Source organism: Halobium salinum (assembly GCF_026586625.1).
Taxonomy (GTDB): Archaea; Halobacteriota; Halobacteria; order Halobacteriales; family Haloferacaceae; genus Halobium; species Halobium salinum.
The window spans coordinates 490515-513335 of sequence record NZ_JAODIW010000010.1 but is presented as its reverse complement, the minus strand read 5'-3'; the positions used below and the strand labels follow the sequence as shown (position 1 = coordinate 513335).

The window sequence follows — 22821 nt, the reverse complement described above, 5'->3', positions numbered from 1 at the left end:
GTGGCAACGACGGAGGTCCCGGCGAACGAACGTGAGCCGAGACCAGAGGGCGTCGGTGACCGTGGTTCCGGCGAGCGCCAGCGAGCCGGGAGCAGGGAGCGCGAGTGAAGAATAGACGAGGGCGGACCGGAGGGGCCGTCGTTTTTGTAGGCACCCACCGTGGTGTAGCGATGATGACCGATTCGAAGGGGGAGCCGAGCGAGCGAGCCGGAGTCCGGTCCGTCGCCGACCCCGACGCCGACAGTGCGGCGACCACATGAGAGTTCGCGTCGACTGGCGAGTGAGTCTCGCGCTTCTCGGGACCATCCTCAGATGGCTGTGGCTCCCGCTCGTGCTTCCGCTCGTCGTGGCTCTCGTCGACGGGACGCCCGTCTCGCCGTTTCTCGTGCCGATGGCGGCAACCGTGCTCGTCGGACTCGGACTGGAGGCGCTGACCGACCGGCGCGACCTGCAGACCCGCGAGGCGTTCCTCATGGTCGCCACGACCTGGCTGAGCATCGCGGTCGTGGGCGCGGTGCCGTTCGTCGTCGCCGGCGAAGGGGCGCTCGCGGACCCGGTGAACGCCCTCTTCGAGAGCATGAGCGGCGTCACGACCACCGGCGCGACCGTCGTGCTCGACTTCGGAATCCACTCGCGGGCCGTGTTGCTGTGGCGGGCGACCCTCCAGTGGCTCGGCGGCCTCGGCATCCTCGTGCTCGCGACGGCGGTGCTCACACAGCTCTCCGTCGGTGGCGCCCAGTTGATGGAGACCGAGAGCCAGACCCGCGACGTGCGGAAGCTCACGCCGAAAATCTCGGAGACGGCGGGGCTCCTCTGGCGCATCTACATCGCCCTGACGCTGCTGCAGGTCGGCACCCTCTACGGCCTCCACCTCGTTGGGCTCGCCCCCGAGATGACGCTCTACGACGCCGTCGCGCACGCGTTCACGACCATCTCGACGGCGGGCTACTCCCCCCGCCCCGAGAGTCTCGCGGCGTTCTCGCCGGCGGTCCAGTGGGCCGTCATCCCGTTCATGGTAATCGGCGCGACGAGTTTCATCCTCATCTACTTCGTCTCGCTCGGGGAGTTCGACCGCCTGCGCGAGAGCGGCGAGTTCCGGTTCTACCTCGGCGCGCTGGGCTTCTTCACTGCGGCCGTCGCGACCGTCCTGTTCCTCGACGGCGGCCCGCACTCCGGCATCGAGGAGACGGTGCGCCACGCGCTGTTCCAGGTGGTCTCCATCGTCACGACGACCGGCTACGCGAGCACGGACTTCGACCTCTGGTCGTCCGGCGCGAAACACCTGCTGTTCGTCTGCATGTTCATCGGCGGGATGGCCGGCAGCACCACCTGCTCTATCAAGACGTTGCGCTGGCTGGTCGTACTGAAGGCGTTCCGGCGCGACCTCTTCACCGCAGCGAACCCCAGCGCCGTCCGGCCGGTACGACTGAGCGGCCGGGCGGTCGACGAGGGGACCGTTCGTGACATCTACGCGTACACGCTCGTGAGCCTCGTCATCTTCATCCTCGCGACGGTGGTCGTCGTCGTCAACGGCTCCCGGGCGGGCGTGCCGGTGACCGAGTTCGAGGCCATGAGCGCCGCCGCGTCGACGTTCTTCAACGTCGGCCCCGCCTTCGGCATCGCCGGTCCCTTCGCCAGTTACGAGCCGTTCCCGGCGTCGACGAAGCTCCTGATGACGTTTCTGATGTGGGTCGGACGCATCGAGATTATCCCCGTCCTCGTGTTGCTGACGCCGTCGTACTGGCGGTCGTGAGTGTTCGCTGGTTCGCACTCTGGTGGGCCTAGAACGGACGGTGTGGACCCGGAACCGAACGATAAACTAGTAGCCTCCGGAAATCCCCGGCTTCTCCCGGAGCCCACCCTACCTCGGCTGTTCAGTCGAACGTAGCTCCTCCCTGGCGAGTGAGACGACCGACGCGAAGCTCGAGTTGTCGACGGCGAGGGCGGAGTTGCCGGCATTTTGGTCCAGCGTTCGCCGTCGAGCGGGGTGATGCGCCGCTCGGCGGGGAAGGGGTGAATGCGGTATGAATGACGGACGGGCCGGGGTTGCCAGGCGTTCCGGCACGGGTGTTCCCGGTTGCCTCCTCCACCCCGCGATCCTGCGAGCGACGGGCGTCCGACGGTCCGCTGCTCGCTTCCGCGCCTGACGGAGTACCGCCCGATTAACGGACGTGGGACGTCCCTGCGGACGATCACGCCCGAGCCGCTGTCCCCGCAGGACGAGGTTTCTACGTTGGCTCCCGGGGCCCGTGCCGGTCTGACCGGACGAACCCGGGTTTCGGCCCCCCCTGAAGACTCTATTGGGGGCGAGGAGCAGGGCCTAACTGCCCGACCTAGTCCACCACAACCTACTAGCGTTCGACTTAAGGGCTTTTCGACTCGGCGGCGGTGTCGCCGCCGACCGCCGCGCCGCCGTCCGTCGGTTCGTTGTCGGTTCGCCGGGGGTGCCGCTCCCCCGGCGGTCAGTTCAGCACCGCTCGGGCGTACACTCCGGCCGCGGCGGGGACGAGCGCCGAGACGCCGACGACGACCCACGGGTGGAACTCGATCCACGACGCCGACGCGGGGAAGCTGAACAGGACGGTCTCGTCGACCGACAGGGCCCACACGAGCGCGACCAGTAGGGTCGCCACCCCGAGCACGAGGGCGATGCCGGCGGCGAGGTCCGGCTCCGTCCGGCCGCGCCGACCCGCGAGAAAGACGACGACGGCGACGAGCGAGAAGAAGGCGACCGCGTTCGCGCCGATGGGTCCCGCGCCGTAGTAGGCGGTGAGCGGTGCCTCCGGGCTGGTCACCAGCAGGTACGGGGCCGCGAACGCGGCCAGCAGGGCGAGACAGGCGCCGACACCGGCGTAGGGTGCGACGTCTTCTGCGTTCATATTCGGGTGTCGGGAGCCCGACGGGTTAAATAGTCCGAGATTGTCCAGGGGTCCAGAATCCCCCCGAGCGTGGCCGACACCACCTGCGGGAGGGAAAAACGGTAAGCGGGTGGCGCGCGCGTCTCGGGACAGACATGGAACGAGTAGCCTGTATCGGCGCGTCGATGACGCAGTTCGGGCAACGCGAGGGCGAGTGGGTTCGTGACCTCCTCGCCGAGGCCGGCGAGGCCTGTCTCGACGACGCCGGCGTCCACCCGGACGCGGTCGAGCACCTCTACGTCTCGAACATGGCGAGCGGCGAGTTCGAGGGGCAGACGGGCGTCCCCAACGCGCTCGCGCACGACCTCGCCTGCATGCCGGCGTACACCGCCCGCATCGACCAGACCAGTTCGTCGGGCGGCGCCGGCATCTACGCCGCGTGGCAGTCCGTCGCGAGCGGGGCCAGCGACATGACGATGCTCGTCGGCGGGGAGAAGATGACCCACCGCTCGACCGCGGAGGCGACCGACGTCATCGCTTCGCTCACCCACCCGGTGGAGTACAAACACGGCGTCACTCTCCCCTCCTTCGCCGGTCTCACCGCGCGCCTCTACCTTTCGACGTACGACGCGCCGCGTGAGTCGCTGGCCCGCGTCGCCGTGAAGAACCACCAGAACGGCGTCGACAATCCGCACGCACAGTTCCGCAAGGAGGTCGACCTCGACACCGTGATGGAGTCACCCATCGTCGCCGACCCGCTCCGCCTGTACGACTTCTGTCCCATCACCGACGGGAGCGCCGCGCTGATGTTCTGTCCCGAGTCGGTCGCGAAGGAGTACACCGACGAGTACGCCGTCGTCTCCGGCATCGGCGGAGCGACCGACACCCACGTCGTCCACGAACGCGCCGACCCGACGACGATGCGCGGCGTCGTCGAGTCCAGCGACATCGCCTACGAGATGGCCGGCCTCGGCCCCGAGGACGTCGACGTGGCCGAACTCCACGACATGTTCACCATCCTCGAGTTCCTCCAGAGCGAGGACCTCGGCTTCTTCGAGAAGGGCGAGGGGTGGAAGGCCGTCGACGCCGGAAAGACCGACCGCGACGGCGAACTCCCCATCAACACCTCGGGCGGCCTGAAGTCGAAGGGCCACCCTCTCGGCGCCAGCGGGGTCGCGCAGGCGTACGAAATCTACCAGCAGGTGCTCGGAGGCGCCGGGAAACGACAGGTCGATGCCGACGTGGGTCTCGCCTGCAACGTCGGCGGGTTCGGCAACTGCGTGACGACGACGATTCTGGAGCGTGAGACCGCATGAGCGAGAGTACGGACGCGAACGACCGAGAGCCATCCATGGACGCCGCACGCTACCCCGACGGGAGCATCACCTACCCGGCCCACCCCATCGGCCCCGGCGGGGAGGAGCCGGTCGAGACGGTCGACCTGAGCGAGTACGAGGCCGAGGTCGTCACGTGGACCACGTCGACGGCGACGCCGCCGGGCGTCCGCCAGCCCAACTCGCTGGCCATCGTCGAGTTCGACGTAGACGGCGAGCCGGTGCGCGCCATCGGGCAACTGACGACCGACGACGTCGCCATCGGCGACACCGTCGAGCCGGTGTACGCCGAAGAGCTACGCGACCCCGGCGCCGGCATCCGCGAACCCGAGAGCCAGGAGTGGGACGGCTACCGGTTCCGGTCGGTCGAGTAGTCGCCGAGAGTGCGGCGCGCGCTCAACAGTCCCACATCGCCGCGGGGCGACCGGCGTCGACGGTCACGACCCGGCACGCCGACTCGTCGGCACAGCAGTCACAGTCGCAGTTGACGGACGCCGCGGCCCGTTCCAGCCCGCGCAGGGCGCCGACGAACTCCCGACCCGGGTCGGTGAGCGCGTAGCTCGTCGACGGTGGCGCCGTCGCCTCGACCGACCGCGTCACGAACCCCCGACAGCGGAGCTCGCGCAGGCGAGCGGAGAGCGTCTTCGCCGTGATTCCCCCAACGCGACGGCGGAGTTCGTTGAACCCGGCGTCCCCCTCGTCGAGCGCCCGCAGGACGTGGAATGCCCACTTCCCCCCGAGCGCGTCGCCGAGACCGTCCCAGACCCGGTGCCAGTCGGTCGCGTCGTCGGGCGCTCCGTCGGGCGCTTCTCGCCCGCACTTGTGGTCCATACCCTCCAGTAGCCGGCGAGCATCCTAAATCCGGGCGGGTGATTTCCTGTCCGAAACCACCGATACACTCGTCCACTGACCGAGTTACGGCACTGCGGGCCGTAGCCCGACTCGCATGTCCGAGAAGACGAACTGCTGTGACCGTCGCGCGAGCCTCGTGGAGTCGAACGAACTCGTCCAGTGTCGTCCGTGCTGTTCGTGCTGTCTCGGGGTCGGCTGCTGCTGAACCCCCTCGGCGGCTCCCTCGTCAGGAACGGTCGTCCGCCGAGTCTCGACCGTCTCCGGCCGCGTCGTCGGCGCCGTCCGCCGACTCCGTGCCGCCGTCGGCCTGCTCGGACCGTCCGCGCTCGTCGGCCAGCTCCTCTTTGATTGACTGGAGTTCGGACTCCACGTCGACGCCCGCGTCGCCCAGTTCGCTCTCGTCGGCCGGGCGGTCGGCGTCGTCGGCTCCGTCGTCCCGGTCGCCTCGTTCCGACGCCGGTACGTCCGCGTCCCGCCCGGTCTCGTGCTCGCGGTCGCGAGCCGAGCCGTCGCCCTCGTCGGTCACTTCGATGGTGACCGGACCGTCGTCGCGTCCACCTCGTCCGTCGCGCCCGCCCCGTCCGTCACGTCCGTCTCGCCGGTCGCGTCCACCGCGGTCCCGAGCCGAACCCGAACGGCTCCAGTCGGCGTCCGAAGCGCGCCGAGTCCGTCGGGACTGGCGGGACCGGCCGCCGCGGCTCTCGTCGATACGGCGTTCGATTTCGGCGCTCAGCTCGCGGGCGTCCTCGACGATGGAGCGCGACTCGGGGTCCTCGGGGAGGTCGGCCTCCGAGAGGGCCGTTCGGAGCTCCGAGAGCGCGTCGCTCAACCCTTCGGACGCCTCGCGCCGGACGGCGTCGGCCCGCTCGCGCGCCGCACTCGACTCGGCGCCGGCGGCGCGGGCGGGCTCTGCGAGGCGCAGGACCCGCTGGAGGAGTTCGAGCGCGCGGATGTTCGCCTCCAGGATGGCGATGACCGTCGGGATGGTGTACTCCTCGGTGAAGCGGAGCACCTCGCGCGGCGTCGGCGGCCGGAACCGGCGAGACGGCCGGTCGAGGCTCGACTGGAGGTCGCGGAGCGTCGACTCCAACTGTGAGAGGCGTTCGTCGAGGTCGTCGCGGTCGTCGCGGCGTCGACCGCGTCGGCGGTCGCGGTCTCGGTCGCGGTCGTCGGGGGGGCTCATGTCCCCACGTTCGGCCCGCCGCCGCTTAACGCTTCGACCCGGCGGAAGTATCGAGTCAGGCCCACAACACTTATTGAGTGCTACGTCGAAGAACGCGAAAACAATGCCGTCTCCCGATGCGGCCGAGAGGTCGTTCGCCCGAGCCCTCACCCGGCTCAAGCGGCGGGGGAGTAACATGCTCCTCCTCGGCCCCCCGTCGCCTTCGCTCCGCCGTGCCGCCAGCCGTCGACTACTCGGCGACGGGACCGTCGAGCCTCGGCGTCGGGTGTTCGTCCTCACCGACGGCGCGGCGGTCGACCCGACGCTGGGGCGGGGGCCGACGACCGCCTCGACGGTCCGGGTCGTCTCGCCGTCGGCCGCGACGCGGGAGGTGAGCTCGACGTGCTCGGGGACGACAGCGTCGCCGCTGTCGCCGGACTCGGGGAGGCCCGCGTCGGCGGGGCCGACGGAGCCGGGGGTGACGGACCCCGATACCGACGTCTACGACGCCAACGACACCGCCGACGACGCCGAAGCGTCGACCGGCGGGTCGCGCCGGTCCGTCTCGGGCGAGCGCCTCGGTGCGGTCGCGGGGGTTCTCGGTGGGGAGGTCGAGAGTATCGAACGCCGGGCAGGCGGGCTCGAGTCCGGAGAGCTTCGTCTCTGCGTCGACTCGCTCGACGCCCTGTTCGCCGGCCACACCCCGGGAGCGGTCAAGCGGTTCGTGTCCGTCGTCGGCAACCGCGTTCGTGCCGTCTCCGGAATGGCTCACTGCCACCTCTCGGCGGACCGCTCCGACCCGGTGTGTCGCCGGCTCGAACCCGCCTTCGACGCGGTAATCGAGCTCAGACGGGGGCCGGACGGCGAGCCGGAGCACCGCTGGACGCTCCGACGGCCCGACGTCGAGAGCGAGTGGCTGGCGCTCTGAGCGAGTCCACGCGCGTTCGGACGTCTAACCGGGTCGTTCGAGCGGTGTCGTCTGCCGGTCGGCGATAGATGCAAGTAGTCGAAGAGCGTACATGTCGTGCTGACTGTTGGCATACACCAAACAGTCGGCGTGTGGGGACCGCACTCGGCGACACGGTCGCGGCTCGGAGAGACGCCGCGAGGCCCTCGGCCGTCGACGTGGCGTGTAAGGCGGGGAAGTCATGGGCCCCGTCCGTGAAGGCGCGGTCACCCGTTATTCGCGGCACAGAACGTCTCCGAGCGACGGCCGTGCGGCCGGGAACGGAGCGGGGTCACCGAATCGGAGACCCGGGTCGCCACCTGGGGACCGCCGAGGGGAGAAGGGAAACGCTCTTTTCACCGTCGGCCGGAGTTCAGGCATATGACTGACGGGGACGACGGCTCCGACGAGGAGCCGACGACGGACGCCGACGAGTCGCCCGAGGAGGCCTCGGAGCCATCGGTCGACCCGAGCGAGACGGGCGACCTCACCCAGGAGAGCCTGCAGGCGCGCCTCGAAGCCGCCGAGGACCAGCTCGACGCCGCCGACACCGAGTCCGACCTCGACGAGGTGGAGGCGAGTCTCGACGCCATCGAGGCGGACATCGAGGAGGCTGACCTCCCCGAGCCGGACGAGGACGACGAGGACGCCGACGACCCGCAGGAGGAGCTGGAGACCCAGCTCTCGGCGCTCCGCGACGAACTCGAGGACCAGCGCGGCCCCTACGCGGAGGACGTCGTGAGCGAAATCGAGGACGCCAAGAGCACCGTCGAGGAGACGCGCTGGACCGAACAGGGCGAGCGCGAGGTCGTCGAGGCGGTCGAGTCGTTCGTCGGGACGCTGAACGAGGCGTTCGGTTCGAGCGTGTCGGTCGACGGGGAGTCGAGCGACGCCGCGGCCGCCGCGCTGGACGAGAGCGCCGATGCGGTCGAGAACGCCGCCCTCGATGCCGACGAGGACGAAGAGACCATCGCAACCCTGCTCGAAGCGACCGACGAACTCTCGACCGGTGTCGACGACGCTCAGGCGTTCGACGACCTCGAGATTCGCGAACAGCTCGCCTACGAGGGGTTCTACGACGTGCTCGGTCACTACAAGGACTACCCGGTCGAGTGGTCGGCGCTGAAAGAGCACGAACAGCGCGGCAACGTCGAGATGGTGCTGCTCGCCCTCGACACCCTCGGCTCCGAGTTCATGGAGGAACACTGCATGGAGGCGCTCATCCGGATGGGTGACGCCCGCGCCTTCGACGCCATGCACCAGCGCGCCCAGAAGCGCGACAAACCCGCCATCAAGGCGCTCGGGAAGATGGGTTCGGGCGCCGAAGATGCCGTCGAGACGCTCGTCGAGTACGTCGACTCCGATAAGGACCCCGGTCTCCAGAAGGTCACCTTCCGCGCGCTCGGCGAGATCGGCGACGAGCGAGCGACCCAGCCGCTCGCGGACAAACTGGAGATGGACAACCACATCGTCCGGCCCCACGCCGCCCGCGCGCTCGGCCTGCTGGGCGACACCCGCGCCGTGAAACCGTTGGTGGACGTGCTGGAGAACGACGGGGACGACTCCGCACGCGCCAGCGCCGCGTGGGCGCTCCGCCAGATCGGCACCGAGGACGCACTCGAAGCGGCCGCGGAACACAGCGACGACCGGTCGTTCCTCGTACAGGACGAGGCCAGCCGGGCGAACGACGCCCTCGGGACGACGCGCTCGGGCACGGCCGACTGAGCGGCACCCGCGGCGTTCCGCCTTCACACACGTTCTCGTGTTTCTCAGACCGTCGACACCCTCGGTAGCGACACGCACCCGGCCGAGGGTTGAAGTGCGGGGACGGGACCAGCCGTTCCTGTGTCGACCATCCGTCCCGCCCTCGTCGCCATCCTGGCCGCGCTCCTCGTCGTCGCCGCGGTTCCCGTCGCCGACGGGGTCGCAGCCGGTGGGGCAACGACCGACGGGACCGCGACCGACGGGACGACTGTGGAGGGGTCGACTGCGAACGGGACGACCCCGAACGGGACGGCACGAATCGTGGCCGTGTACCCGAACCCCGTCGCCGACGGCGACCGCGGCGAGTCGGTGACGCTCGTCCTCCCGGGCGCCGGAAACTGGTCGGTCAGCGACGGCGAGACGGTCGTCCGACTCGCGAACCGCTCGGGGCGGGTGGTCGTCGGAACCGACCCGGACGTCCTCCGAAACCGGACTGCGGCTGGACGCGTCCACACGGCGCCGGCGGGCTTCGGCCTCGCAAACGGCGGCGAGCGGCTCGAACTCCGGCGCGGGAGCCGACCCGTCGACAGCGTCGTCTACGAGGCGGCGCCCGAGGGCGAGCGCTGGCACCGAAACGCGACGCCGCCGTGGCGCCCGGTCGGCTACACCCCTCGCGAGCCGGTCGACCTCGGCGCTCCGAACGCGACGGCGTTCGTCCTCCCCGACTCCCCCGAAGTCGCGATTTCGACACTGCGGAGCGCGGACGAGCGACTCCTGCTCGGCGGGTACACCCTCGCCTCCTCCCGGGTGAGCGAGGCGCTCGTCGCCGCCGCCGAACGCGGCGTCCGAGTCAGGGTGCTCCTCGAAGCCGACCCGGTCGGCGGACTCCCGCGACGGGAGGCCCACCTGCTCGACCGCCTCGCCGCCGCCGGTGTCGAGGTCCGTGTGCTCGGACGCGCCCCCGAACGGTTCGCCTTCCACCATCCGAAGTACGCCGTCGTCGACGACCGGGCGCTCGTCCTCACCGAGAACTGGAAGCCCGCCGGCACCGGGGGTCGAAGCAGCCGCGGTTGGGGCGTCCGTCTCGACGGCGAGCGAGCGGCGACCGAACTGGCGGCGTTGTTCCGTGCCGACGCGAACGGGACGGGCGCGGTCGCGTGGGAGCGCTATCGCGAGGGCCGAGCGTTCGAGGCGTCGACGCCGGCGAACGGCTCGTTCTCGGGGCGGGCCGAGCCACGGAGGGTTCGGGTCGAAGCGGCCCGGCTCCTGACCGCCCCGGGGAACGCCGAATCGGCCGTCGTCGACGTCGTCGAGCGGGCCGACGACCGCGTGGTGGTGGTTCAGCCCACCGTCGGCGGTCCCGAACAGGCGATGCTCCGGGCCTGCGTGCGGGCCGCCCGGCGCGGTGTCGACGTACGAATCCTCCTCTCGCGAGCGTGGTACGTCGTCGACGACAACCGCCGGCTCGCCGACCGACTGAACGGCCGGGCGGAGCGCGAGGGCATCCCTCTCGAAGTCCGCGTCGCAGAGCCGACCGACCGATTCGAGAAGATTCACGCGAAGGGTGTCGTCGCCGACGACACGGTCGTCGTCGGCTCGCTCAACTGGAACGAAAACTCCGCGACCGAGAACCGCGAGGTGGCCGTCGCACTGCGGAGCGAGGCCGCGGCCGAGTACTACCGCTCCGTGTTCGAGGGTGATTGGCAGGGTGGCGAGGACGGAGGCGTTCCCGTCGGGACACTCGTCGCGCTCGTCGTCGCCGCGGGCGGCGCGATTGTCGTCGCCCGGCGGCGCGTGTCGTTCGTCGGCGCGGCGGACGGCGTCGAGGGTGCGGGGGTCGTCGACGCCGAGGTCGATGGTGACTCCGGGGGTGTCGGCGAAGGCGGCGGGTTCGACTTCCGCGACGGTGTCGAGGACGACGACGGAGATGGCGAGAACTGAGTTCGGCCCGTCGTAGTCGTCCACATCGGCGCGTCGGCGAGTTGGGCGCCGAGAAAACGGCGCCCCGTCGTGGCGCTCAGTCGTCCAACACCACCGCGTCAGCGAGTCGGCCGGAGATAGACTCCGGCCGTCGTTGCGCTCAATCGTCACACCACCGCGTCAGCGATTGCCGAGCCGATAAGACGGCTCGGCGTCGTCGCTTAGTCGTCACACCACCGCGTCAGCGAGTCGCGGGCGGACAAGCCGCCCGCGTCGTGGCGCTCAGTCGTCCAACACCTCCGCGTCAGCGAGGTGGGCGCCGATGAAACGGCGCCCGTCGTTGCGCTCAGTCGTCCAGCGGCGCCGCGCTCGACAGGTCCTCGTCGATGTCGGCGTCGGCCATCTTCTCGACGAGGGAGTCGATGACCTCCTCGCGCATCCCCTTCACGAACTTGATGGAGCCGACGACGAGGTGGCCGCCGCCGGAGACGCCGCCGCCGACGACCTCCTCGTCGAGTTCGGCGACCATCTGCGGGATGTCGAGGCGGACGCCGTCGGAACGGAGGACGGCGAAGTCCGGCCCGTAGCCGATGGTGATGACCGGGTCGCCCGTCTCCTGGACCTTCCGGTCGTGGAGCTGACCGGTCGTCTTCCCCGGCGCGGGGTAGGTGAAGCGGTGGGCGAACTGGTCGACGTCGATGGTGTAGAGGTGGGCGTCCGAGGAGAGCCGCTCGTGTTCGACGTGGGGTTCGACGGCGTCTAGCTGCTTCTCCACGTCGCGCTCGGCGCGGTCGGCCATGAACTGGACGAGTTCCTCGTGGCGGTCCTCGTCGGTCCCGACGTCGAGCACGTCGTCGACGACCGTCTCGCCGCTGGAGAAGCGCAGCCAGTGGGCGGCGTAGTCGAGCGCCTCGCCCACGTCCCCCAGGTGGTCCTGGTCGTACCCTTCGGCCTCGGCGAGGGCGACGTAGTCGTCCATCACCTCGGCCTTCGAGCGGTCGGAGAGGCCGGCGACGGCCGGGACGTGGCGCACCTCGTCGGTGATGGAGGGGTCGATCATCCGCGCCAGTTCGACGCACATCATCCCGGTCGTGATGCGGTAATCCTCGTCGTAGAGGTACGGGTTGACGTGGGCGTCGAGCAGGTCCTCGACGGCCTCGGGGTCGGGGTGGTGGTGGTCGACGACCGCGATTGGGATGTCGTAGTGGGCGAGGTTCCGGTAGGCCGGCACGTCCTCCTCGGTGGACCCGTTGTCGAGCATCAGCAGGAAGGGGAGCTTCTGGCCGTGGCGGGCGCGACCCTCCAGCGCGAAGTTGAGGTCGCGGGTCACGTCCTCCATCTCGTAGAAGGGCGCCTTACTCGGCAGGCGCTTGAACAGGTGTCGCGGCGCGTCGGCGTCGGTGTGGACCTCGCGGATGAAGTTCTCCAGGGCGTGCTGGACCGGAATCGAGGCGCACATCCCGTCGCCGTCGGCGTGGTGTCGGACCCGGATGGGGCGGCCGTCGAGCACCGTGCGACGGAGCAGGCGGGCGAGTTCGCGGAGGTCGCCCCGGAGCTTCTCGAAGGCCTCCCACTCGACGAGCGGTTCGGGGTCGTGGGGCTCGGCGCGCTCGTCGCGGGCGGCCTCGATGCGCTCGCGGGCCTCGGCGGCGACGTCGTCCTCGAGGAGCCGCATGTCCTCCACTTCGAGCTGGAGGGCGCCGTTGTGCTTCTCGACGCTCCCCTTCACGCGGACGATGTCGCCGACCTCGACGCGGGGGTGGGCGCGGACGCCGGCCTCGGCGAAGGAAGCGGCGGCGACGATGCCGGTCTCGTCGCTGATGTGGAAGATGGTCGGGCCGCCGGTCTGTTTTATCTGCGAGACCGACCCTTCGACGGTGACCGAGTCGCCCGTCCGGAGCGACTGGACCTCGGTGAGGTCGGGGACGTGGTCGACGGTCTCGGTGCGGTAGTTCTCGGGGGTCGCCTCGGCGAAGGCGAGGTCGCCGTCCTCGCGGACCTCCTCCAGTTCAACGACGAACTTGTCGCCGACCGAGTAGTCGTTGTCGAGGTTGGACTCGTGAACGAGCCCGGAGACGGAGTCGGAGATGTCGACGAAGACGCCGTAGTTCACGACGCCGTTCACGACGGCGTGATACAGCTGACCGACCTCGACGTCCGCGACGGTACAGTCGGGCGCGAGGTCGTAGACGACGGGTCGAGAATCCGACCCGGAGCCGGAATCCCCGGCGTGCTCGCTGGTCATGGCTGGAGTAAGCGGGTGACCGGTGTTAAGTCTTGCAACATCGGTCTCGTCGGGGCGTGTCGACCGTGACGCCACAGTCGGGTCCGACCGCCCCGCGGACTGGCGGCAGGGACGGCCGGGCGACGAACCCTTTTGCCCGTCTCGCCCGTATCCGCGGGCGTGACAGTAACCGATTCGTTCCTCCCGCCGGCGACCGCCGAGGTGGCCCGATGAACATGCTCGTCGACGGCGAGTGGCGAACCGACGCCTACGAGTCGACCGACGACGACGGCGAGTTCGACCGGCAGGAGACCGCCTTCCGCGACCGGATTCGCGACGAGGACGGCGCCGAGTTCCCGCCCGAGGCGGGCCGGTACCACCTCTACATCTCGCGGGCGTGTCCGTGGGCCCACCGCGCGGCGATGACGCGGGCGCTGAAAGGGTTGGAGGACGCGATTTCGCTCTCCATCGTCGAGCCCGTGCGCATCGACGACGGCTGGGAGTTCTCGGAGTCGTACCCGGACCCGCTGTACGGGAAGGAGTTCCTCCGCGACATCTACACGAAGGCCGACCCGGAGTTCACCGGGCGCGTGACGGTCCCCGTCCTCTGGGACCGCGAGGCGGAGACCGTCGTCAACAACGAGAGCGAGGAGATAATGCGGATGCTCGACACCGAGTTCGGCGACCTCGCCGAGCACGACGTGGACCTCTACCCCGAGGGGTACGAGGACGAGGTCGACCGCATCATCGACGACATCTACGACCCCATCAACAACGGCGTCTACCGCGCCGGGTTCGCCGGAACACAGGAGGCGTACGACGAGGCCGTCTCGGAACTGTTCGACGCGCTCGACCACTGGGAGTCCGTCCTCGGCGACCAGCGATACCTCGCCGGCGACGTCCTCACCGAGGCCGACCTCGCGATGTTCGCCACGCTCGTCCGCTTCGACCACGTGTACCACACCCACTTCAAGTGTAACCGACGGGCCATCCACGAGTACCCGAACCTCTGGAACTACACGAAGGAGCTGTACCAGCTCCCCGGAATCGCCAAGACCGTCAACGTCGACCACATCGTCCACCACTACTACGAGAGCCACGGAGACGTGAACCCGAAGCGACTGGTGCCGGTCGGTCCCGACATCGACTTCGCCGAGGACCACGACCGCGACCGGCTCCCGGGCGGGCCGCCCGAGGCGCTGTTCGAGTAGCGGGCGGCTGCCCGTCTCGACCTCCACTCGGACCGCCGGTTCGGCCCCAACGCTTGGCGTGCCGGCGGCCGAAGTCGGCACCACGATGAGAGAGGAGTTCCTCAAAGAGACCATCGAACGCGTCGGACCGAAGGGCACCGAGACCGGCGGCCCCGACGGCCTCGCCGACGCCGGACAGGACGTCGTCGGCGCGGTCGACGCCTACCGCCGAAACGACCGCGAGGCGCTCGAACGGCACCTGCGCTCCGCCGCGACGTTCGCCGCGCTCTACCTGCTCGACCGACGTGACACGAGCGACGGAGAGGCGAGCACCGACGCCGCGAACGCCGCCGGTGACGGGGCGTTCTCGGTGTTCGGTGACGCCGACGGTTCGAACGGTGACGGTGACGCCGATTCCGGTGCCGACGACGGTGACGACGCCGACTCGGAGTCCCACTTCGACGTCCTCGACGGCGACGTGGACTCGGCCGCCGACACCGACGTGACCGACGACGACGCCACGTCGGGTTCGGGCCTCCTGACCCTCCCACGGGTCGCGCTCGTCGCCGCGGTCGCCGCCGTCGGCTACGTGCTCGTGACCCGCGCTCGGTCGGACCGGGAGTCACTCGACGACCCGCTCCTCGAGGAGGACAACCCGAGCTACGCGGGCGGAGCCGACGACGAGGACGGGTCGGCCGTCGCCGACGTGGACGCCGACACCCCGACCGTGACGACCGAGGCACGCGAGGACTCGGCGACGCCGGACGAGGACGGGAGCGGCGGCGAGTCGGCGACGGACGACGACACGGATGCGGAGTCCGAAGGCGACGCTGTCGACACCGACGTCGAGGAGGAGGTCGAGACCGTCGACGACGTGTCCGGCGAGGAGGCCGAGCCGGGCGAAATCGTCGCCGAGGCCGAGGTCGTCGAAGAAGTCGCCGACGGCTCGGACGCGAGCGCGGGCGCGGACGACGAGTCCGGGTCGGACGACCCCGAGGAGTCGGAAACTGAAGCCGGAGCCGACGAAGAAGCCGAGGAGGACGAGGCCGGCGGTGCGGAGACCGACGACGGGAACTAGTCCCGCGCGGACTCACCCCTTGAGGAAGACCAGGCTCTCGGGGTTCTGCCTCGGCTGGACGGCGATTTCCCCTCGCTGTCCGGCGTCGAGTACCATCGCGGTGGCCGTCCGGGGGTCGACGCCGGCGACCGATTCGAGCGCCAGCGTGAGCTCCCGCCGGCCGACCCACGCGCGTCCGAGTTGGGTTCCCATCTCGCGGACGAGGTCCGCGATGGAGTTCCGCTCGGCGTACCGGGCGTGCCAACTCGGCGGGTAGGCGCTCAGGTTCTCGCTGTCGTCGCCGACGCGGTAGTACACGTCCTCGCCGACCCATTCGGTCTCGTCGACGGCCTTCGCGAGCACGTCGGCCTCGGACGCCTCGACGTCGTAGCCCAGCCGCTCGGCGTAGGCGTCGAACAGCGCGACGGGGATGCCCGGTCGGTGTTCGGGGTGGTGGCGCTCGATGGTGCGAATCATCCGCGGCCCGTGCCAGCGTTCGTGCTCCCGTAGTTCGTGGAGCACGTCGTCGTCGACGACCACCTCCGCTCGTTCGTGTGCAGACATAACACATCACATACGGCCTCCACGGACATAAGTGCGCCAGCGACGAGGGCCACGGAACCCGAGGGCGCCGTCGAAACCGGACGAAGACGTGCACGCGGGGCGACCGTTTTTGTACCGACGCGCCGAGCACCGGGTATGCGACACCTCCTCACGGACCGGGTTCGGGCCGTCGAGCCTTCGCCCATCCGGTCGATGTTCGACCTCGCCGAGGCGGCCGCGGCCGAGGGCCGAGACCTGGTTCGACTCGAAGTGGGCGAACCGGACTTCGACACGCCCGAGCACGTCGTCGAGGCGGCACACGAGGCCGCACGGTCGGGGAGAACCCACTACACGCCGAACGCCGGCATCCGCCCCCTGCGCGAGGCCGTCAGCGAGGCGACGGCGCGGGAGTCCGGCACCGAGGTTCCGCCCGAGGGCGTCGTCGTCACCAACGGCGCGATGGAGGCGACGTACCTCGTCGCGCTCGCGACGGTCGGCACCGACGAGGAGTACCTGCTGCCGACGCCGACCTACACCAACTACTTCCAGCAGACCGACCTCGTGGCGGGCCGAGCCGTCGAGGTGCCGATGCCGGCGTCGACGGGGTTCGAACTCGACGCCGACCGGGTCGTCGAAGCGATGGGTCCCGACACGGCCGCGGTGATGCTCTGTTCGCCCTCGAATCCGACGGGCCGGGTCCACGACCCCGACGCGGTTCGGGCCGTGGTGGAGGCCGCCGCCGACCACGACGCCGTCGTCGTCGCCGACGAGGTGTACGGCGGCCTGGTCTACGACCGCGAGTTCGTCGGCACCGCGGCGCTGACCGACCACCCGGAGCACGTCGTCACCGTCGGCTCCTGCTCGAAGACGTACGCCATGACCGGCTGGCGCGTCGGCTGGCTCGCCGGCCCACGGTGGCTCGCGGACGCGGTGACGAAGGTGCGCGAGGCCGTCACCTCCTGTACGGCGACCCCGTCTCAGTACGCCGCGCTCGCGGCGCTGACGGGGCCCCAGGAGCCGGTCCGGGAGATGCGCGACCGATTCGAGGAGCGGCGCGACTACGTGGTCGAGCGGGCGGCCGGGGTCGACGGCGTCCGGTGTCCCAGGCCCGACGGGGCGTTCTACGCCTTCCTCGAACTCGACCTCCCCGGCGACGACGTGGCGGTGGCGGAACGGCTCCTGCGCGAGCACGGCGTCGTCCTCGCGCCCGGGAGCGCCTTCGGCGAGGCCGGCGCCGGCTGGCACCGCCTGAGCTTCGCCAACGGGCTGGACCGGCTGGAGGTGGGGTTCGACCGCCTCGAACGGGCGCTCTCGGCGTTCTGAACGCCCGAGGGGCGCCGCCCCTCCCGCGACGGGTTGATGCGGCTCCGGTCGCTACGGGTCCCCGTGAGCAACGGGTCCGAACTCCGTCGCGCCCTCCGCCGTGGCCTGCGCCGCGCCGAGCCGTCGGCCCGGCTCGTCGACTGGACGCTCCTCGTACTCGTCGCGTTCCAGGTCGGCTCCGGCCTCCTCTCCTTCACCGTCGGGCGACCCTCCGGCGCGGTCGTCTTCTGGGCCCACGGCGTGGCGGGGTTCGCGCTCGTCTTCTTCCTCGCGCTGAAGCTGTATCGGGTCCGCCGCCGCGTGACCGACTCGCGGCTGTGGACCCGCGCGACGGGGCTCTCGGTCGCGCTGGCGGTCGTCGCCGTCGCCGCGCTGGCGACCGGCGTCGCGTGGGTGCTCGGCGCCGACGTGGACCTCGCGTACTGGGGGCTCATGAACGTCCACGTCCTCTTCGGCCTCCTGCTCGTCCCCCTGCTCGCCCTCCACCTCCTCTCCCGGCGGTCGCTCCCGGGGATGCGCCGCCCTCGCCGCTCGGACGTGCAGGGGCGACGCGACGCGCTGCGCTACGCCGGCGTCCTCGTCGGCGGCGCCGTCCTGTGGCGCTCGCAGTCGGTCGTCAACGACCTGCTCGACACGGCCGGGACGACCCGCCGGTTCACCGGGTCGAAGCCGGTCGACCTCGATTCGGAGGGGGTCGACGGCGCCGACGGCCGCACCGACGGCGAGTTCCCCGTGACCAGTTGGGTCGCCGACGACCCCGACCCGGTGGACCGCGACGCGTGGCGGCTCCGGGTGGACGGGCTGGTCGACGAGTCGCTCGACCTGTCGTACGCGGCGCTCACGGGCGTCGCTCCCGAGGATGGTGACGCCACCGGCGACGGCGACGCGACCGACGCCACCAGCGACGACGCGACCGACGCCACCGGCGACGACGGCGAAACAGAACTGCGCGCCCTCCTCGACTGCACCTCCGGCTGGTACACGGTGCAGGACTGGCGCGGCGTCCGACTGGGCGACCTGCTCGACGCCGCCGGCGTCGGCGACGACGCGCGCTACGTTCGGGTCGTCTCGGTGACGGGGTACCGCTGGAGCTTCCCGGTCTCCGAGGCGCGGGAGTTCCTGCTCGCGACGGGCGTCGCCGGCGACGACCTGAGCCACGGCCACGGCGCCCCGCTCCGGCTCGTCGCCCCCGGTCGACGCGGCTTCCAGTGGGTGAAGTGGGTCGACCGCGTCGAACTCCGCGAGCGACGCGACCCGGCGCAGTGGCTCGTCACGCTGATTTCGGGGTTCGACTGAGTCCGAGGCGCGCATTGATGCTCCGAGCGCGCGTTCCACTCCCCGTGGAACACCCCGTCACCTACACCATCTCGGAACGCTCGCCGTTCGGCTTCGAGGAGACCCTCGGCCTCGTCAGGGACGCCCTCGACGCCCAGGGGTTCGAACTGCTGTTCGAGACCGACCTCCAGGCGGCGGTCCGCGGGACGGTCGGCGACGACGGGCTCGGACGCTACACCGTCATCGGCGCGTGTATGCCGGAGACGGTCGCCGAGGCGCTGGCCGTCGACCCCGACCTCGGCGCGCTGCTGGCGTGTGCCGTCGCCGTTCGCGAGGACGAGGCGGGTGTCGTGGTGACAGCCGTCGACCCGGCGGCCACGCTCTCCGTCGTCGACAGCCCTGAGCTCGAAATCATCGGCGACGACGCGCGGAACCGACTCACCCGCGTCGTCTCGGGGGCGACCGTCGCGGTCGACCCCGCCGAGGCCTGAGACGTCGGAGGTCCGAGTTCGACTCCGCCTCTACTCCTCGCCGTCCCCGCCCGTCCGAATCGCCCGCTCCGCCGCGGCGAGCGCCGCCTCTCTGTCGAAGTCGGCGACGATGGCCTCCAACTCGTCCCGCGGCGCGTCGGCCAACTCGCGGGCGTGGCGGGTGATGTTCGGTACGGCGCGGACGATGTTGTCGACGACCGGGATGGCCGCGGACTGCGCCGAGCGCGACAGCGGGTTGAGGTCGATGACGATTTCGACTTTGCCGGTCGCCGCGAGCGCCTCGGCGCGGTCGCCGTCCTCCAGCGGGACGAGCACTACGTCGGCGTCGCCGATACCGTCCGAATCGACCTTCGCACGCTCGTGGGAGAGTCCCGGAATCCGTCCGTCCGCCCGGAGGCCCTTCACCTCGCCCGCGCCGTGTTCGTGGAGGTACTCCGCGATTGCGGCCACCCGTTCTTCGGTGCGGTTGAAGAGGTTCACTTCGAGCTCCGCACCCACGACCTCGGCGAGTTCGACCATCTCCTCGGGGACGAGCGCGGCGACGTTGCCGTTCACCGAGAGCACGGGGTGGTCGGCCAGCAGGAGCTGTGCGGCGGCGGCGCGCTCGGCTTCGTCGGCGGAGGGGATAGTGCGCTCGCCGAGCAGGTAGTCGTACGCCTCCCCTCGACCCTGCGCGATGAGCCCCTGTCGGCTGGTGATACCCCGGTCCACTCCGTCCTCGATGCGGTGGCGCGTCAGCAACGAGTCGTGCCGCGGGTGGTCCTCGGGGACGTCGACGTGGTCGCTCATGGCCCGAAGACGGCCGCCTCGGGCCAAAAGCGCGACGGTTCTCCGTGCGTTCCGCTCGGCGACCTCCTCAGTCCGCCGGCGTCGGGCTGTCCGCGTCGGCCATCGGCCGGACGACGACGACGAGGAGCGCACAGCCGACGAGCAGCGCCCCGCCGAAGGCGGCGACGGTGAGAGTCGGCGAGGTGGCGTCGGCGAGCGGGCCGCTCGCGAGCTTCACCGGGATGGACACCGCCGAGAGCGCCATCGAGAAGCCGGAGACGACCGTCGCGCGCCCCAGCGAGGCGACCCGGTCGTTGAGGTACGTCTCCGCGACCGGCGCGGTGGCGTTGAGCACGACCCGCTGGAGGAGGAAGACGCCGACGGCCGCGACCGGGAGCAGCGGGAGCGCGAGCAGGGCGGCGCCGAGCAGCAGCGGCGAGAGGCGGAGGAGTCGGCCGACGCCGACCCGCCTCGCGACGGCGTCGGCGTACGTGCTCGCGACCGCCGAGGCGCCGATGAGCAGGGCGTACAGGTAGCCGAGGTCGACCGCGTCGAGGCCGGCGGCCAACCCGATGGGCTGGATGAACACGTCGGCGGCCCACCCCAGCGAGTAGAACAGCGCGGCGTAGGCGACGAACCACCGAAGTCCCGGAGCCAGCAGTCCCGAGAGCGCCCGTCGTGCGTCGCCCAGCGTGAACCGGTCGCCGTCGGCGACGGGGGACTCGGGGAGCGAGAGGAGGACGGGGACGCCGGCGAGGTTCACCAGCCCCGTAGCGAGAAAGGGGTAGCGCGGGTCGAGCCCGTAGAGGTAGCCGCCGGCGACGGCGGTGGCCGCGTTGGTACCGAGGAGGACCGCGAGCCCCCGGCCCCGGACGCGGGTGAACGTCCCGACCTCGCCGTAGCCGGCGAGCGTGTCGTAGAGCCACGCGCTGTCGTTTCCCGTTCTGAACGTCTGGGCGACCCCCCAGAGGACGTAGACGGCGAAAAAGGCCGGGAACGACTCGACGAGGCCGAAGACCGCCGCGGCGAGACCCACGCCGACCGAGCTGAGGACGAGGGCGTTCCGCCGGCCGAGACGGTCGCCGACGTACCCCGTCGGGAGTTCGGCCAGCAGGAGGGTGGCGAAGAAGGCGCCGTCGAGGAGCTGAATCTGGGTGTAGGAGAAGCCGCGGGCCTCGTCGAGCAGGACGACCCAGACCGGGATGAGAAACCCCAGCGTCGAGGTCGCCATGTAACAGTAGTACCGGAGGACGACGCTTCCCTGTCCGGAGCCACCGCCGTCGCCGTCCCCGATGCGGAACGCCCGCGCGACCCCCGTGGTCCGGGTCCCCCTCACCGTGTTACCGGAGCGTCGCTCCGGCCGGGTGTGTCGCACACACCGTCGGGTCGTATCCCGCGTCGGTGAGTCCCGTCCCGACTGCGAACACCGTCTCGCCGAGCATCCCCATCGACGCCTCGCCGCCGGCGTCGCTCACGTCGCGAATCGCCTCCGTCACCTGCTCGGTGAGGAGGTCCGCCTCGCGGGCGAACGTTCGTGAAGCCCGCATAAACGTCGGAAGCGTGGGGTCCCCGACGAGCGTCGAGAGCGCCTCTCTGCCCGCCGTCGACAGGGTCTCGGTGTCGCCGGCGAGGACGTCCGCCGTCGAGAGTTCGCCGAACGTGACGTACTCCACCCGGGCGCGGGCCGGGATGCCGTCCAGCTTCCCGTGTTCGGGTGCGCCGGGTTCGAGCCGGATGGGGATGCCCCCCCGCGCCTGCGCGACCACGTCGCCGAGACCGGTCCCCGAGAGGACCTCGGCGCCGTGGGCGACCGTGACGAGTTCGTTCTCGGAGAGCCCGCGGTCGAAGACGGCGTTGGCGGCGAACGCCGTGCCGAGCGCCGCGGCCCCGGAGACGCCGAAGCCGGCGCCCAGCGGGAGGTCGGTCTCGGCCTCGACGCGGGCCGGCGCCCGGAGGGTGTCGAGGACGCGGTCGACGGGGTCGATGTCGGCCGCCGACCCGCCGAGTCGGACGACGGGAGCGTCGGCGTCCCCGTCGGCCCGCCGCACCGTGACGGTCACGCCGTCGGTGAGGGTGAGGCCGGCGCCGCGGGAGCCGGCGACTGTCGGGTCCTCGTCTGGGTGGGCGCTGAAGAAACCGGTCACGTGTCCCGGTACGAACGCGGTCGCCGCCTCGGTCATCGTCGGATGGAGACGGCAGGGGTGATTAACGGTTGTTATCTCGGGTCGGCGTCGGAGGGTCGTCGAATCGCCGGCTCCGACCGGACGGCCGCCCTACTCCTGTGCGTGGTTCGACGCCCCGTCGTCCTCTGCGAGGCGGACGTTCGGGTTGGGATGCTGGTCGAGGTCCTCGACGACGACGCCCTCGCCGCGGAGCTCCTCGAGTTCGCCCTGCGCCGTCGACCACTCCATCCCGCCGAAGAGGGTCGCCGCGTTGAGCACGACCTGCCGGGGGACGCCTGCCGGACCGCCCGCCGCCTCGTCGGAGCCGGCGCCGCCGTTGTCGTTGCCGTCCGAGTCGGGGTCTCGGAGCGCGAACTCGACGATGTCTCGGACGCTCGGGCTGTGGTCGGAGAACGCTTCGTGCCAACTCGGGGGGAAGGTGCTCACGCGGCCGTCGTCGACGCCGAAGAGACTGGCCGACCCCGTCCAGCCGACGGGTCCCGAGAGGGAGTCGTCCTCGGCGAGTCGTTCGTCGATGGCGGTCTCGACCTTGTCCGGGTTCACCGGCCCGCCGCGGCCGCTCAGCTCCTCCGCGTAGGCCATGATTCGGTCACGGGTCACGCCCGGCCCGCCTTCGCCGTCGTGGCGCTCGATGAGCGTCACGAGTTGGCCGATAGTGAGTCGGTCCTGGCGCTCGCCCGCCTCGTTCAGCACGTGCTCGTTGAGGGTCGTCACGTTCGAGGGTTACGGGTACGCGAGAATAAGCGGCGTGGCCGTTTCGGTGCCCGAGTTGCCGCTTTCCGTCGACGGCTCGGCGCGGCTCGACGCCGCCTTCAGCGAAGCTCCTTCCACTCGGCGCCACAGTCCGGGCAGGTGCGCACGGTGAACACCTCGTCCGGGTCGTCGGTCGTCTTCAAGGGCTTCCCACAGTCGGCGCAGTTGAGCCGCTCGTAGGTGTCCTTCTCCAACTCCCCCTTCCGGAGCCCCTTGCGCGTCGATTTCATACGCGGCG

At 70.7% G+C, this 22821-nt stretch carries 21 protein-coding genes and 1 other RNA gene; 11 read left to right on the top strand and 11 right to left on the bottom strand.

The features are described 5' to 3' along the window. Positions 1–256: 256 nt before the first annotated feature. The gene (locus N5095_RS21205; RefSeq protein WP_267625178.1) at positions 257–1753 is read left to right on the top strand and encodes a TrkH family potassium uptake protein; all 1497 of its coding nucleotides are present in this window, start codon (positions 257–259) and stop codon (positions 1751–1753) included. 276 nt (positions 1754–2029) lie between these two features. Here N5095_RS21205 and ffs read toward each other — a convergent pair. Further along, positions 2030–2344, bottom strand: an RNA gene (gene ffs / locus N5095_RS21200) — signal recognition particle sRNA. 118 nt (positions 2345–2462) lie between these two features. Continuing rightward, positions 2463–2879, bottom strand: a complete 417-nt coding sequence (locus N5095_RS21195; RefSeq protein WP_267625177.1) for a DUF7548 family protein — start codon at positions 2877–2879, stop codon at positions 2463–2465. A gap of 134 nt (positions 2880–3013) precedes the next feature. Here N5095_RS21195 and N5095_RS21190 point away from each other — a divergent pair, with 134 nt between their 5' ends. Both N5095_RS21190 and N5095_RS21185 read left to right on the top strand, forming a co-directional pair. Next, positions 3014–4174, top strand: a complete 1161-nt coding sequence (locus N5095_RS21190; RefSeq protein ID WP_267625176.1) for a thiolase family protein — start codon at positions 3014–3016, stop codon at positions 4172–4174. Further along, positions 4171–4566, top strand: a complete 396-nt coding sequence (locus tag N5095_RS21185) for an OB-fold domain-containing protein (RefSeq protein WP_267625175.1) — start codon at positions 4171–4173, stop codon at positions 4564–4566. The genes N5095_RS21190 and N5095_RS21185 overlap by 4 nt, the downstream gene beginning before the upstream one ends. A gap of 22 nt (positions 4567–4588) precedes the next feature. Here the strand turns inward: N5095_RS21185 and N5095_RS21180 are convergent, their stop codons facing one another. Both N5095_RS21180 and N5095_RS21175 read right to left on the bottom strand, forming a co-directional pair. Next, the gene (locus tag N5095_RS21180; protein ID WP_267625174.1) at positions 4589–5023 is read right to left on the bottom strand and encodes a winged helix-turn-helix transcriptional regulator; all 435 of its coding nucleotides are present in this window, start codon (positions 5021–5023) and stop codon (positions 4589–4591) included. 247 nt (positions 5024–5270) lie between these two features. After that, positions 5271–6227, bottom strand: a complete 957-nt coding sequence (locus N5095_RS21175; protein WP_267625173.1) for a DUF7547 family protein — start codon at positions 6225–6227, stop codon at positions 5271–5273. A gap of 103 nt (positions 6228–6330) precedes the next feature. Between N5095_RS21175 and N5095_RS21170 the strand changes: the two genes are divergently transcribed. From N5095_RS21170 to N5095_RS21160, 3 genes are all read left to right on the top strand, one after another. Continuing rightward, entirely contained in the window at positions 6331–7134 is an 804-nt protein-coding gene (locus N5095_RS21170) for a DUF7504 family protein (RefSeq protein ID WP_267625172.1), read from the top strand. A 399-nt stretch (positions 7135–7533) separates the two neighbouring features. Further along, positions 7534–8877 carry a HEAT repeat domain-containing protein gene (locus tag N5095_RS21165; protein ID WP_267625171.1) on the top strand — a complete coding sequence of 448 codons (1344 nt, stop codon included), beginning with the start codon at positions 7534–7536 and terminating at the stop codon, positions 8875–8877. Positions 8878–8997: 120 nt separating this feature from the next. Further along, complete coding sequence (locus N5095_RS21160; protein WP_267625170.1) at positions 8998–10797, top strand: phospholipase D-like domain-containing protein; 1800 nt, start codon at positions 8998–9000, stop codon at positions 10795–10797. Positions 10798–11122: 325 nt separating this feature from the next. On the opposite strand, the gene han is transcribed toward N5095_RS21160, so the two are convergent. Further along, a complete protein-coding gene (gene han / locus N5095_RS21155; protein WP_267625169.1) occupies positions 11123–13021 on the bottom strand; it encodes a Hef-associated nuclease in 1899 nt (632 codons plus the stop codon). Positions 13022–13230: 209 nt separating this feature from the next. On the opposite strand from han, the gene N5095_RS21150 reads away from it, so the two are divergent. Together N5095_RS21150 and N5095_RS21145 are read left to right on the top strand one after the other, a co-directional pair. After that, positions 13231–14211, top strand: coding sequence for a glutathione S-transferase family protein (locus N5095_RS21150; protein ID WP_267625168.1), 981 nt, complete (start codon positions 13231–13233; stop codon positions 14209–14211). A gap of 85 nt (positions 14212–14296) precedes the next feature. Next, positions 14297–15268 (top strand): hypothetical protein, encoded by a 972-nt coding sequence (locus tag N5095_RS21145; protein WP_267625167.1) that lies wholly within the window; start codon positions 14297–14299, stop codon positions 15266–15268. Positions 15269–15280: 12 nt separating this feature from the next. On the opposite strand, the gene N5095_RS21140 is transcribed toward N5095_RS21145, so the two are convergent. After that, positions 15281–15811, bottom strand: a complete 531-nt coding sequence (locus N5095_RS21140) for a hypothetical protein (RefSeq protein WP_267625166.1) — start codon at positions 15809–15811, stop codon at positions 15281–15283. A 135-nt stretch (positions 15812–15946) separates the two neighbouring features. On the opposite strand from N5095_RS21140, the gene N5095_RS21135 reads away from it, so the two are divergent. The 3 genes from N5095_RS21135 to N5095_RS21125 all read left to right on the top strand — a co-directional run bounded on the left by N5095_RS21135 (position 15947) and on the right by N5095_RS21125 (position 18879). Beyond that, positions 15947–17113 (top strand): pyridoxal phosphate-dependent aminotransferase, encoded by a 1167-nt coding sequence (locus N5095_RS21135; RefSeq protein WP_267625165.1) that lies wholly within the window; start codon positions 15947–15949, stop codon positions 17111–17113. A 63-nt stretch (positions 17114–17176) separates the two neighbouring features. Then, positions 17177–18409, top strand: a complete 1233-nt coding sequence (locus tag N5095_RS21130; RefSeq protein WP_267625164.1) for a molybdopterin-dependent oxidoreductase — start codon at positions 17177–17179, stop codon at positions 18407–18409. 44 nt (positions 18410–18453) lie between these two features. Then, positions 18454–18879, top strand: a complete 426-nt coding sequence (locus N5095_RS21125) for a DUF302 domain-containing protein (RefSeq protein WP_267625163.1) — start codon at positions 18454–18456, stop codon at positions 18877–18879. 30 nt (positions 18880–18909) lie between these two features. Here N5095_RS21125 and N5095_RS21120 read toward each other — a convergent pair whose 3' ends face one another. From N5095_RS21120 to N5095_RS21100, 5 genes are all read right to left on the bottom strand, one after another. Beyond that, positions 18910–19668 carry a 4-phosphopantoate--beta-alanine ligase gene (locus N5095_RS21120; protein ID WP_267625162.1) on the bottom strand — a complete coding sequence of 253 codons (759 nt, stop codon included), beginning with the start codon at positions 19666–19668 and terminating at the stop codon, positions 18910–18912. A gap of 67 nt (positions 19669–19735) precedes the next feature. Beyond that, positions 19736–20983: an MFS transporter gene (locus N5095_RS21115; protein ID WP_267625161.1), complete on the bottom strand. Its 1248-nt coding sequence runs from the start codon at positions 20981–20983 to the stop codon at positions 19736–19738. Between the two features lie 4 nt (positions 20984–20987). Continuing rightward, entirely contained in the window at positions 20988–21827 is an 840-nt protein-coding gene (locus N5095_RS21110) for a pantoate kinase (protein ID WP_267625160.1), read from the bottom strand. A 93-nt stretch (positions 21828–21920) separates the two neighbouring features. Continuing rightward, complete coding sequence (locus N5095_RS21105) at positions 21921–22544, bottom strand: hypothetical protein (RefSeq protein WP_267625159.1); 624 nt, start codon at positions 22542–22544, stop codon at positions 21921–21923. A gap of 98 nt (positions 22545–22642) precedes the next feature. Next, positions 22643–22813, bottom strand: coding sequence for an HVO_0758 family zinc finger protein (locus N5095_RS21100; RefSeq protein WP_267625158.1), 171 nt, complete (start codon positions 22811–22813; stop codon positions 22643–22645). Positions 22814–22821 lie beyond the last annotated feature (8 nt).